The organism is Agrobacterium sp. H141 (genome assembly GCF_057158725.1).
In genome coordinates this window covers 293,835-306,023 of sequence record NZ_JBXENI010000002.1, presented here as the reverse complement: position 1 = coordinate 306,023, position 12,189 = coordinate 293,835, and the positions used below count along the sequence as shown (strand labels likewise).

At 57.1% G+C, this 12,189-nt stretch carries 10 protein-coding genes and 1 pseudogene; 4 read left to right on the top strand and 7 right to left on the bottom strand.

The annotated features are described in order from the left end of the window. Positions 1–113 precede the first annotated feature (113 nt). Together ACWPM9_RS21575 and ACWPM9_RS21570 are read left to right on the top strand one after the other, a co-directional pair. Entirely contained in the window at positions 114–776 is a 663-nt protein-coding gene (locus ACWPM9_RS21575) for a GntR family transcriptional regulator (protein WP_484757927.1), read from the top strand. Between the two features lie 331 nt (positions 777–1,107). After that, positions 1,108–1,287: pseudogene (locus ACWPM9_RS21570) on the top strand (IS3 family transposase); the annotation flags it as partial. A 118-nt stretch (positions 1,288–1,405) separates the two neighbouring features. On the opposite strand, the gene ACWPM9_RS21565 reads toward ACWPM9_RS21570, so the two are convergent. From ACWPM9_RS21565 to ACWPM9_RS21540, 6 genes are all read right to left on the bottom strand, one after another. Beyond that, positions 1,406–2,707 carry an alpha/beta fold hydrolase gene (locus ACWPM9_RS21565; protein ID WP_484757926.1) on the bottom strand — a complete coding sequence of 434 codons (1,302 nt, stop codon included), beginning with the start codon at positions 2,705–2,707 and terminating at the stop codon, positions 1,406–1,408. A gap of 135 nt (positions 2,708–2,842) precedes the next feature. Next, entirely contained in the window at positions 2,843–3,940 is a 1,098-nt protein-coding gene (locus ACWPM9_RS21560) for an ABC transporter ATP-binding protein (protein ID WP_484757925.1), read from the bottom strand. Between the two features lie 9 nt (positions 3,941–3,949). Beyond that, positions 3,950–5,896, bottom strand: coding sequence for a glycoside hydrolase family 127 protein (locus tag ACWPM9_RS21555; protein ID WP_484757924.1), 1,947 nt, complete (start codon positions 5,894–5,896; stop codon positions 3,950–3,952). 27 nt (positions 5,897–5,923) lie between these two features. After that, entirely contained in the window at positions 5,924–6,784 is an 861-nt protein-coding gene (locus ACWPM9_RS21550; protein WP_484757923.1) for a carbohydrate ABC transporter permease, read from the bottom strand. Then, positions 6,781–7,671 carry a carbohydrate ABC transporter permease gene (locus tag ACWPM9_RS21545; protein ID WP_484757995.1) on the bottom strand — a complete coding sequence of 297 codons (891 nt, stop codon included), beginning with the start codon at positions 7,669–7,671 and terminating at the stop codon, positions 6,781–6,783. The genes ACWPM9_RS21550 and ACWPM9_RS21545 overlap by 4 nt, the downstream gene beginning before the upstream one ends. Before the next feature lie 158 nt (positions 7,672–7,829). Then, complete coding sequence (locus ACWPM9_RS21540) at positions 7,830–9,074, bottom strand: ABC transporter substrate-binding protein (protein WP_484757922.1); 1,245 nt, start codon at positions 9,072–9,074, stop codon at positions 7,830–7,832. A gap of 189 nt (positions 9,075–9,263) precedes the next feature. Between ACWPM9_RS21540 and ACWPM9_RS21535 the strand changes: the two genes are divergently transcribed. Both ACWPM9_RS21535 and ACWPM9_RS21530 read left to right on the top strand, forming a co-directional pair. Continuing rightward, the gene (locus ACWPM9_RS21535; RefSeq protein WP_484757921.1) at positions 9,264–10,250 is read left to right on the top strand and encodes a LacI family DNA-binding transcriptional regulator; all 987 of its coding nucleotides are present in this window, start codon (positions 9,264–9,266) and stop codon (positions 10,248–10,250) included. A gap of 422 nt (positions 10,251–10,672) precedes the next feature. Further along, positions 10,673–10,921, top strand: coding sequence for a hypothetical protein (locus ACWPM9_RS21530; protein WP_484757920.1), 249 nt, complete (start codon positions 10,673–10,675; stop codon positions 10,919–10,921). 88 nt (positions 10,922–11,009) lie between these two features. Here ACWPM9_RS21530 and ACWPM9_RS21525 read toward each other — a convergent pair whose 3' ends face one another. Then, positions 11,010–12,032, bottom strand: coding sequence for a LacI family DNA-binding transcriptional regulator (locus ACWPM9_RS21525; protein WP_484757919.1), 1,023 nt, complete (start codon positions 12,030–12,032; stop codon positions 11,010–11,012). Between the last annotated feature and the right edge of the window lie 157 nt (positions 12,033–12,189).

The window sequence follows — 12,189 nt, the reverse complement described above, 5'->3', positions numbered from 1 at the left end:
CTTCAAGAGGCACGGCTGCATTGGTCTCCCTATCGCATTCGCATTTTTTTTGTTAAATTCATATTGTCAGCATATGTATACATAAACAAGAGAAAAGTGTTTCTGTGACAAAAATGGGTGTTCAATCACAGGGTCGAGCAGCCGATCTGGTCCATGCAATGATCGTAGAGCGCATCGTCACCGGCATAATGCGCCCCGGAGAGATGCTAAGCGAAAAGGCACTTGCGGACGACTTCAATACGTCCCGAACGCCGGTGCGCGAAGCACTGCACCGATTGAGCGCAGAAGGACTGGCGGAGCGTGGCGCGCGCAGGGCTTTTATCGTCAAACGCATGGATATGGACGCGTTGCAGGCGCTCTTTGAAGCGGTTGGTGACCTTGAAGCGCTCATGGCCGGAAAGGCCGCCCTGCGCATGACTGAGATCGAGCGTCAGATGCTGTCCTCGATTGTCGAAGAAGGTGAGCGACATGCAAGTGACCCTGTTGCCTATGCCGCCATCAACACACAATTTCACGCCGCCATCAGTGCCGGTGCGCACAACCCCATCCTTTCGGCAACTCTCGCCGAACTGAACCTGCGAACTCTGCCATGGCGCGGTGCGCAGTTCAGTAATCGCTCCAACCGGATGAAAAGTTCGCGCGCGGAGCACAGGGCAATTTGCGAAGCCATCGCTGCACGCGACGCTGCAGCGGCCGAAAATGCCATGCGGAGACATGTGGCCGCTGCACTCATGGTCATTTCCGAGGTCCTCGCAGAAACCGAGCACGAGGGATGACGGCGCTGGCATCGCCTTAATCTGGCAAAGCCCGTGATCGTTGCTTCGGCATAAATTTAGAGCTGGTTCGGGAAGGGCACATTCTGGTCGATACACTGGGCATGCGTCTGAAAGCCGAGCTTCACTCGCCAGGAATTCAGGATTGCGACGGAGCGGCGCCTGTTTTCGACAAGCTTACCAATCGATTTCCGTTCCCTTAGAAAATCTGCGGCGATGGCGGCTACCAAGGGCCGATTGTAGAGGAGGCCGGTACGAGACCTATGGAAATTGTCAAACGCAATCGGGTCTCTTTCAGGTGCTGCAGAAGAGATGGATAGTCGAGCGGCTCTGACGGTCGATCAAACACGAGGAAGTCTACTTCGACGCCTACAAGACCGTGTCAGAGGCCCGCGCTGGCCTCTGTCAATATCTGAGCTGCGACAACAGCCGAAGTCTACATTCATCGCTTGGCCGGCAGACGCCGGATCAGGCCTACTTCAACGCGCTGGTACCGACGATGGTGGCGGCATAATCGAGGCGGAAATCCACTTAGCAAGACGCCCGAAGCTGTTCAGACAAACCGAGCACATGTCTCACGCACGACATCCGCCTTGCTTGCAAACGGGATAAGAGCCGAACTCATGGGTGATTCATCGATGTGGGCCGCCGCGGTCCTTGACCATATCGGCTAGGCGGCGGAAAACGCGTGGTGACTGGCGAACGCCATCGTGTTCGTACTCGTTCGTGACCCAGCTTTCGACATTGCCAACACGCGCGGCCGTGTCGAGCGACAGTTCGGCATCTACATACATATCATCGAAGTAGATGGCAGCGGCCACGGGCACCTCATTGTCGGCCAGCCGTGACAGATCGTATAACGGTCCATAGCTTTCTCGTGCCGCAAGCGCCGAAGCCCCGGCCCGGAATGGTCGCAATGATCGGATCTCCTCAAACATCCAGGGGAACATCATCTCGCCGGTAAATGGCAATGGTCTGCGGGTCTCGGCAAAATCAGGAAACTCGGCACGCAGGCGTTCAGCTGCCCAGCCCGTTGCTCCCACGCCTTGCCCGTAAATGCTTTCCTGCAGGACTGCGAATAGCGGATTGGCGTCATAGGAGGTAAGTGCCATCACCGAGGCCAGGAAGGTGTCCGAAAGCCGCTCTTCCGTCCCGTTCGCGAAGGCTTCGTCGACGAGCCAGTGAATGTTTTCGAATCCGGGCGCCATGCCGAAATCGATGCCGACAGTCTGCAGGCGCCGTACCGAAAGGCGGTCGCCATCGGGGAGGAGCACCTTGTTGGCGGTGATGAAATCGGCAATCCGGCCGATCCGCTCCCGGTCTTGCGGATAGCGCTCGTAATATCGTTTGGTCTTGGCGGCCACGCGCGGGTAGGTGCGGCGATAGACGTCGTCGGCGGTCGCCGACAAGCCGGCAAGTCCTCCAGTCACATAGCAGGCTGCAAGGCCTTCCGGTGCCATCGAGAGGTAGCTCATTGTCAGAAAGCCGCCATAGCTCTGGCCAAGCGTTTCCCACCGCTTGCCGCCATAGAGGGTTTTGCGGACATGCTCGAAATCCGCGACGATACTGTCAGCGCGAAAATGCAGAAGATAGTTTGCGGCTGCCTCGCCATCGCGTCCAAAGCGTTCCATCGTTGCGGTTTGTATGGGTGTGCTGCGTCCGGTTCCACGCTGGTCAATGAGGATAACGCGATGGGTGCGGATCGCTTCAAACAACCAGGGTGGCCCACCATTTGCTGGCCTCGGCGACTTACCGCCTGGACCGCCTTGCAGGAAGGCAAGCAGCGGAAGGTCCTCACTGCGTCGCACCGGATCACAGACTTCGCGGACGAAGACATCGATGCTCTGGCCGTCCGGTTTCGACCAGTCCAGCGGGACAGGGATAGACCGGTCCCGAACGAGAAGACCGGGAATGATATATTCGGAAACCGTCACTGATCTGTCCTTTGTCACTTGTCCGATGAAGCGGCCGATAGCCGCAAAGATCGCTTATCCTGCGTATCGCCGCCATGCACCCGACGCCAGCTGGAGTACCGAATTGTGGTCCGCAAATGGCCACCTGCTACCATCTCAGACGGCCAGCGAACGCTCGGTGTCGCAGTCGAACAGATGCATCTGGTTCATGTTGATCGAGAGGGGCATGATCGCGCCAGCCTTGAGACTTATATCCGGATCGATGCTGGCGCAGATTCCGGTCGTTCCGAGGTTGAAATAGACCATGGTGGTCGAGCCGAGCGGTTCGACAAGGTCGACCAGCGCATCGATCGCCATCCATCCAGCGCGCTCCTGCCTGCTGGAGATCGATTCAGGCCGGATGCCAAATGTTACCCGTCGACCGGCGTGTTGGCGAAATATATCGATCTTTGACCTTGGGACGGCCAGGCGCATGCCGTTCTCCAGCACAACGAACAGCGCTTCGCCTTCCGCAACCAATTGCGCTGGCAGGAAGTTCATCGATGGAGAGCCGATGAAGCCGGCGACAAACTTGCTCACCGGATTGCGATAGAGGTCCTGCGGCTCACCCATCTGTTCGACGATGCCCTGGTTCATCACCACCACGCGATCCGCCATGGTCATGGCTTCCACCTGGTCGTGGGTGACGTAGACCGTGGTCGTCGGTAACAGTTGATGAAGGCGTTTGATCTCGGTTCGCATCTTCACCCGGAGCTTGGCGTCCAAATTCGACAACGGTTCGTCGAACAGGAACACTTTCGGATTGCGCACGATGGCGCGCCCCATGGCGACGCGCTGACGCTGGCCACCGGAAAGCTGGCCGGGCCGACGGTCGAGAAGCTCGGTGATGTGCAGGGTCTCTGCTGCCATCTTGATCCGCGCTTCGATCTCCCCTTTGGACATGCTCTGCTGCTCGAGGCAGAACGATATGTTCTCCCGGACCGACATATGTGGGTAGAGCGCGTAGTTTTGAAACACCATCGCGATATCCCGCTTGCCGGGACCGAGCGTGTTGACCACCTTGTCGCCGATGATGATCTGACCATCGGAGATGTGTTCGAGGCCCGCAATCATCCGCAATGTGGTCGATTTCCCGCAACCCGACGGACCAACAAAAACGACGAATTCCTTGTCCGCGATTTCCAGGCTCACCCCGCGCACGGCCTCGTAGATGCCATAGGATTTGACGACGTCCTTGAGTATCAGTTTTGCCATGTCGATTTCCTAGTCTTCCAAAAGCCAGACCTGCATCGCGCCATGTTCGCGATTGGCCCAGAGGTGATAGGGAATGGCCTTGAAGGCCTTTGGCTTGAGGGCTGGCGGAGCGTTGCGGTAGAGCACGCCTGTCCAGTCCCCGGCATCCGCTTCCATCGCTTGGCCTTCCAGCACCACGGCACCACCGAGCAGACCCGCTTCGAAACGAGGTTCTATGACACTGTCGGGGGAGATGCGCAGCCGTTGTGGTTCTGTACCGATATCCGTCTCCTCGACGCAATAGACCACCGGACCGCGCTTGAAGGCAACACGATGCGCATCTTCGCCGACGGCCGGATGGGCGTAAAGCCGCTCGACGGGCATGTCGAAGGATAGACGGATTTCGTCGCCATCCTTCCATTCCCGGCTGATCTCGATATATCCCTTGTTGATCGTCTTCGGCCAGTCGATTTCCAGGCCGTTGATCCTGACGCGTGTGTTTTTGCTCCAGCCGGGGTTACGCAACCGGAACGTGAGGGAGACGGGATCAGTGAGGCCAACCGACAGGCACACGTCGCCCTCCCAGGGATAAGCCGTATCCTGGCGAAGGCGAACGAAATGACCTTCGACGTCCAGCTCGGCCGTGTTGGCGCCGTAGAGATGGACTGCAATATCGCTACCCTTCACCGAATAAAAATACTGGCCGAGCGACGTGATCATGCGGGCGAGGTTGGTGGGGCAACAGGGGCAATTGTGCCACTTCCAGCGCCGGTTCTGTCCGTGACTTTCAAGGACATTCTCGTAGAAATAATGCTCTCCATCGCGCGAGATGCCGGAGAGCGCGCCATTGAACAGTACAGTCTCCAACGCATCGGTGAATTTGGCGTCGAGATCGATCTGGGCCATGCGATGCCCCCAGAAGCCCAGTGCTACGGCTGCACATGTCTCTGCATAGGCGGTCTCGTTTGGCAGGTCGAAAGCGCGGGTGAACCCTTCGTTCGAAGCTGATGGTCCAAGGCCTCCGGTGACATAGAGCTGGCGACCTGTGAGGTTGTCAAACAGACGATCGCAAGCCGCCTTCAGGCTTGGATCATCGTTTTCATAGGCAAGGTCGGTCATTGCCGAGAACAGGTACATGGCACGCACGGCGTGACCGACGACTTCTGTCTGTTCCCTTACCGGCATATGGGCCTGACTATAGGCATAGGTCGAATAGACATAGTCTGCCGGATTTTCACCGCGCCGACGGGCTTCCTCGTCGAAGTACGACGGCATCTGGCCGCGTTCTTCAACGAAATAGGTCGCCAGATCGAGGTGACGTTGGTCGTTTGTCAGTCGATATAACTTGACGAGCGCCAGTTCAATTTCCTCGTGGGCGTCGTAGCCGCGCAACTGACCAGGACCGGTACCGAACATGTCGATGATATGATCGACGACACGGATCATGACGTCGAGGAAACGCCGTTTGCCGGTGGCCTCGAAATAGGCGATTGCGCCTTCCAGCAGGTGGCCCATCGAGTACATTTCGTGCAGGTCGCGCAAGTTGGTCCAGCGCTTTTCCGGCTCGCGACGGATGAACCAGCTGTTGAGATAACCGTCGGTCATCTGACCGTGCTCGAGCTTTGCGACGATCGCGTCGATCTTGGCTTCGATTTCCGGATTCGGGTTGTTTTTCAGCGTGTAGCTGGCTGCCTCGATCCACTTGCCGAAGTCGGAATCGAAGAAGTGCTGCATTGACAGGCCACTTGGCTGTATCGGTCGGGCCAAAGGACCCGCAGGCTGGTCGAAATCGAGCACTTCAAGAAAACCTTCCTCTTCCAAGCGCATATGCTGGGTCGGAATAGTCACGTCGCGCACGGTTTGCGACCAGCTCTTCCAGAAGCCGGCCTCGAAGGATACCCGGGTATGGTCGACCGGAACGTAGCGTTCAAAATGACGCGCAGCGTTGCCGTCCGCCTTTTTGAGGGACGAAGACATGGGAACTCCTTTGCAGATATCTGCGGGTTATTTCACGGCGCCGGCGGTCAGGCCGCGCACGTAGTAGCGTTGCAATGTGAGGAACAGCAGGATGCAGGGCACCATGGTGACGGTGATCCCCGCCTGGAGTGCCCCCCAGTCGATGATGCCGTAGATGCCGGACGACACGTTCACGAGCATGATCGGCAGGGTGAACTTGTCCTGGTCCGACAAGAAGATCAGCGCTGCCAGAAACTCGTTCCACGAATTGAGAAAGGCGAACATGGCAACCGTCGCGACGCCTGGGAGCGCCAGCGGCATCATGATCCGGCGCATCAATGTCCATTGCGACGCGCCATCGATCCTGGCCGCTTCTACCAGCGCAACGGGTATGGCGTCGAAGGCGTTGCGCATCATGAAGATCGAAAACGGCAGCTGGAATGTGGTGTAGACAAGCACCAATCCAAGCAGATTGTTCTGCAGTCCCAGGAACTTCAGGATCAGGAAGAGCGGTGTGAGGATCGACTGGAACGGGATCATCATCGTCGCCATCACTACCACGAATATCAGCGATTGGCCGGGAAAGCGGAATTTCGAAAACCCGTAGCCGGCTGGCACCGAGACACCCACCGTAAGCACGATGGTGCCAAACGCGATCAGCACGGAATTGCCAGCGTAGACGTACCAGCCCGCGCCAACATGTTCGAGCTGACGATAATTCTCCAGCGAGAACACCTTGGAAAACAAGGCAACCGGATTGGCGAGTGCTTCAGCGGCTGGCTTGAAGGAATTTGCGAACGACCAGACGATTGGCATCAGGAAGAAAATGGCCAGCAACAGCGATACGAGAAGAAAGGTGATGTGACTGACCCGCTCAGGTGTCGCTCCGCGGAGATTGGAATTGCTCATCGACCTTCCTCCGGGCGTTCGCGGATAAAGCTCAGCTGGATCGAACTGATGGCAACGAGAACCACCAGAAGGGCAAAGGAAAGTGCCGAGCCGTAACCGAGCCGGTAGGAGGAGAAGGAGGCGAGATAGATCGAAAAGACCGCTGATATCGTGCTGTTTTCCGGTCCACCCTGAGTGATGATGAAAAACTGGTCGAATGCCAGCATCGAAGAGGTGACGTTGAGCACCAGAGCCAGCAGCAAGGAGTTGCGCATCAGGGGAAGGGTGATGCGGCGGAATCGTGAAAATACACTGGCGCCATCGATCTTCGCTGCTTCCACGATGTCAGTTGGTATGCTCTGGAGGCCGGTCAACAGAATGACCATGGTAAAGCCGGCCGTTTTCCAGACGACCATCAGTATGATGACAGCCAATGCTGTCCAGAATCCTTCCAGCGGACGGGGTGCCGAATCCACGAGGCCGAGGGACAGCAGCAGGCGGGAGAAGACACCACTGTCGGGATTGAGCAACCACATCCACAGTGTCGACGCTGCACCGAACCCGATGACCACGGGCATGAAAAAGAGGGTGCGGAAAAAACCAGCGATTTTCAGCGGTCGGTCAACCAGCAGCGCCAAGGGAAACGCAACGGCAAGAATGGCTGCCGTGACCAGCACGGTATAGAGCAACGTAAAGCCCATGGAATGCCAAAGCTGCGAATCGGCGAATAGCTCGTAATAGTTTTCGAGACCGATAAACTTCCGTCGGCCAAGCAGAGGCCAATGATAAAAACTCATCCAGACGGTCATCGCCAGTGGGATCACGAACAATCCGGTGATGAAGATCATGCTCGGTGCAATGAATGCCAATCCCAGCCAACCGTGTGGCTTGCGGGCTGTGGCTCTCATCGGAACGATGCGCGCCTCATCTATCTCGGTCTTGGGCACCAAGGTCATCAATCCTCTTTCAACATGAATAACAGTCACCTGAGACAGAAGCCGCAAATCCCAGAAAGATCCGGATCTTGCAGTCGCGGAGGGGCGATAGCTCGCCCCTCCGTCTGGCATCAGGGATTGGTCCGGTCGAGGATCTTGGTGAAATCATCCTGCGCCTTCTTGATCGAGGCGTCGACATCGTCACCGAATATCGCCCCCTGGATCAGGTTCAGGAAGGGACCGGTGCGGCTGACAAAAAGCTCATCCGAAGAGAAGGTGTAGGGCGTACGCGCCTTTGAGAGCACGTCATAGGCAACCAGGTTCCGTTTGTCGAACTGCGCATAAGCCTCTTCGGCAAGGTCGGTCCGCGACGGCATGCCGGATTCCTTGGTGATGAAGACCTGTTGTTCCGGCTCCATGTAGAACTCGACGAAGTCGAGAAGAACCTTCTTCTTTTCGTCGCTGATCCCCTTGATCAGGGCAAGGGAGTCGCCGCCGGCGAAGCTCGATTGACCGCTCTTGGCACCCGGAATGGCCGCAACCTCGAACTTGACATCGGGATATTTGCTGGTGAGCAGATTGACGATGTAGGAACCGGTCATCAGCACGCCGACCTTGCCCGACGCGAAGGCCTCGACCGCGTTGTTGCCGTTGCCAGATCGCGAGGTCGGATGAACTGCGCCCGAGGACCACATGTCGCGATAGGCAGCAAAGGTCTCTCTCAGCGCTGGCGTATCCACAGTCGCCTGACGCCCGTCTTCGCTCAGGATGTCGGCGCCGGCGGCCCAGATATGCGGCAGAAAGTCGTAGATCAGCCAGCTTCCCGAATTTGCCACGAAGTAAAAACCGTAGATGTCGTCGCCGAGCGCCCGGATTTTCTTGGCATCTTCGGCAATCTCTTCCAGCGAGGCCGGAGCCTTGGTTGGATCAAGTCCGGCTTTTTCAAAAAGATCGGTATTGTAGGCGATGATCGAGGCATCCGGCAACGCCGGCACGCCGTAGATCTTGTCTTCATAGGTGCCAAGCCGGATATGCGACGGGCTGAGAGCGTCGGCGTAGGGCAGGCCCTTGACGAAGTCGGTGATGTCTTCGAGCGCGTCGTTTGCCGCAAATGTTGGAAGGTAGATGAGATCGAGTACGGCGCCATCCGGCGGTGCGCCGCCGGCGATTGCGGCACCGAGTTTTGGTACCATCTGCTCTGCAGTGATCTGAGTGACCGTAACCTTGTCTTCGTGCTTGGCATTGTATTGCTCAGCGAGCGCCTGCAGCACGGCACCCGATGATGTTCGGACCCACAGATCGACCTCTTCAGCGCTTGCGGCGGATGTCGATGCAAGGAGCGCGAATGTCGCCACGAGCAACTTTGCTTTGAACATGGAATTCCCCTTTTTGTATTCTGAAGGCTGATTAATGCGGTGGGCCTGGGGAAACGCTATGAAAGAAAGTCTGTGTTGTCGACCGCGTATAGGTTGGGAAAAAGTGAGAAAATGAGAAAAGCTTTTCTCACAATTGATTTTGTTTGATAAAAGGTTTTCTCTGTTATTTTAGGCGACGGGGATACCTCCATGAAGAAAACCCGGACCACAATCCATGATGTTGCGTCGGCGGCAGGTGTCAGCATTTCGACCGTGTCGAAAGCACTCAACGACACCGGGCGCATGCAGACCGAGACACGTGAGCGGATCCGAAAAGTCGCAGACGATCTGCAGTTTCGCCCGAACGCGTTGGCGCGCAGCCTGCTGGGCAAGCGCAGCTTTTCCATTGGCCTTTTGACAAACGACACTTACGGTCGCTTTTCTTTGCCGATGATGTCCGGCGTTTCCGAAGCACTGGTCGACCATGGCGTTTCGGTGTTTCTGTGCGCCACCAATGACGACCAAGAACTGACACGCAGGCATATCGACGCGCTTCTGGACAAACAGGTCGACGGCATCATCTTTTCCGCTACACGCCTGGATCGCCGTCCGCCGATCGACCTGTCGCGCCTGTCTGTTCCTGTCGTCTATGCCTTTGCCGAAGGACCGACCGGGAGTGTCGCGCTGCTGCCGGATGATGACCAGGGCGCTCGGCTCGCGGTGGAACACCTAATTGCGCGGGGACGCCGACATATTGCCCATATCACTGGCCCAAGTGACTATAGGGCAGCACGTTTTCGCGCCGAAGCCTATCGGCGCATCTGTGGCGACGCGGAACCGGTTCTCTATGGCTACTGGACCGAAGAGTGGGGTCACGAGGCCGTCAAGCAACTCTGGTCGCGCGACGGGGCACCGCCGGACGGTCTGTTTTGCGGCAATGACCAGATCGCTCGCGGCGTGATCGATGCCCTCAGAGACCGCAACATGTCCATTCCCGACGACGTTTCCGTCGTCGGATTCGACAACTGGGATGTTGTGGCGGAACAAACGCGTCCGGCATTGACAACGATCGATATGGAGCTAAAGGAGCTTGGACGACAGGCAGGACTTGCCATTCTCGCTCTGACCAAGGGGCAGACGTTCAGCGGTGGGGTCAGAAAACTCCCCTGCAGCATTGTCGTCAGGCGATCAAGTTGAGCGGCTTGCCCCAATTGAAAGTATTCGCCATAGGGAGAATTCGGGAATTCTATATCATCTCTTTGGCATTTTTAAACTTCTGCTCGACAAGCGACGAATCGTGATGGCGAATACGAGAATCCATTAAAAAAGACATATGTCTGCTATATTGGATAATTGATCGCTGCGACGATAGGGGAACTGTTTTGACCAGCATACACTGTAGAAATGTAGGGACCTCTGAGGCATCCTTGTCGTTCCATTGAAACCAAAAGGATGGTCAGCCATGATCCAGTTCAGGCGGGAAGTCCCATAGAAACTGCGCAGTCTCCGATTTACAGACGCTTGCCGCGACGTTGTTAGAACCTGTCGCTAATTTGGAATAGGCAGCGCCAGCTTTTATCGTTGGAAATCGACCTTCGAACAGCACGGCGAGGTGGGTCTTGAGAACCGCTCGTCTGCGTCTGCTGCTGAAGGAGAGGATCACGCCCCGTTCGGTTCTTCGCTTCTCTCCACCCCTCGCCCTCGGTTTCACCCTGGTGGTCGTTCTTCAGAGCGTCGCCATTCTCAACCAGTGGTTCGATAGTGGTGCTGCCCTAGCCTGGGCCGGGACAGATCCGGGTGCGATGAGGCTGGTCTGTGCCGCGGTTTCCATCTTGTCGCGGCGGCTCTGCGGGCGATCGGGAACATGAGCACCTGCATCGACGGCCCGCCACCGCCTTAGAATATCTCGTCCTTGACGACATAGCCGCGACTGAATGCTTCCTCGCCAACTCGGCCTCACTGAGTGTCGCGTGCCTCTAACCGCGGGGCAATCAGGACGTGTTCGGTCTTGCTGCGGCCGCCGATCCGGCTCAGCAGAAGGTCTGCCGCACGGCGTCCCATGGCGGTCGGTCCCTGGTCAATGCTCGACAGACCGACCAACGGGATCGAAGCGGGTGGAGAATTGTCGTAGCCGATGATCGCCATGTCTTCCGGCACGCGCACGCCACTCGTGCGACAATCAGCCAAGAGTGGGATTGCATCGAGGTCCGACCAGACAAATACTGCGCGTGGCCTGTCCTTGGACGACAGGAAGGATGCGCGTGCCTCTGTTCTGTCTTCGCCTGGTGGCGGCAACCGGAAGATACGCGCATGTTCCGCCAGACCGGCGTCATGCATCGCCTGATGATAACCAGCCTCGCGCTGCACGACGACCTCGGAGGGTACTGATGCCTGGCCTTCATAGCTGACCATGGCGATGTCGCGGTGACCCTTCGCGAACAGGGTCTCTACCGCCAGCATGGCACCCTTGCGGTCATCTGAGTTCACCGTATCGAAGGCTGCCGCTTCTTCGTGATGTGCAATGACGACCATAGGAATCTGACGGGCCAGCCTCTCCAGCATTTTTCCAGATGAATGCGGTGCGATGAGCAAGACCCCGTCCACCCGACTGTCGATCATCGCCTCGATCATCGATGCTTCGATACGGCTGACTGAGAGCCCCATTCCGATCAAAGCCTTATAACCATTTTCCGCCAGCCGCTCATTGGCGCTTTCGATGACGCCGGGCAAGAAGGGGTTGGACAGTTCGATGACCAAAATGCCGATCGTATGCGTCTGCCCGCGCATGGCGCGTGCTGCAATCGAGGGCCGGTAGCTTAACTTCTCTATGGACTGCTCGACTTTATGGCGCAGCTGCTCGCTGACCCCATAAGCATTGCGCAGAACTTTGGAAACGGCGGCAACTGACACGCCCGCATCTTCAGCGACATGGCGAATGGTGATGCGCGTTGCATCTTTGCTAAATGACTGACCTGCCATAGAAAATCGATAATCTCCCGCTTTCCGGAAGCATATTCAAAAAAAACTTGCACGGCAAACTATTTTGTAGAATGATACACATAGAACGATATACAAACGGGCTCGGGAGAGGCCTGGGAGGCAATTTTGTTGAAGCAGATGGATAGCCGCAGCGATG